This is a genomic window from Streptomyces sp. P9(2023), from assembly GCF_032436795.1.
In the GTDB taxonomy this organism is placed as follows: Bacteria; Actinomycetota; Actinomycetes; order Streptomycetales; family Streptomycetaceae; genus Streptomyces.
The window spans coordinates 1-236 of record NZ_JAUPWM010000843.1; the positions used below are offsets into that span (position 1 = coordinate 1).

At 56.8% G+C, this 236-nt stretch carries 1 protein-coding gene; it reads left to right on the forward strand.

From position 1 onward, the window contains the following. Positions 1–21: 21 nt before the first annotated feature. Positions 22–236 (forward strand): hypothetical protein (locus tag Q5762_RS39650; protein WP_315897172.1); only part of this gene is annotated, 215 nt, incomplete at its 3' end.

A 236-nucleotide genomic window follows, 5' to 3' on the forward strand; every position in this document is an offset into this window, starting at 1 on the left:
GAGGTTTATGACGACCTCTCTATGTTCTTCAAAGACCCCGCACGCGTCGGTATCCGGTCTGAGTTTCTGCGCAAGATCGCCTGTCCGATGATCATGGCTCATCGTGCTTATAAGCGATGGGGCGGGGCGGACGGTATCGCGTCGGCTCGGGAAATTCTCGACCAAATGCCGGCTCATAACGACTGGAAGCTGGGCGCGGTTATCTGGCTCAATAACCGGGAAGCCCGTCTCAACAG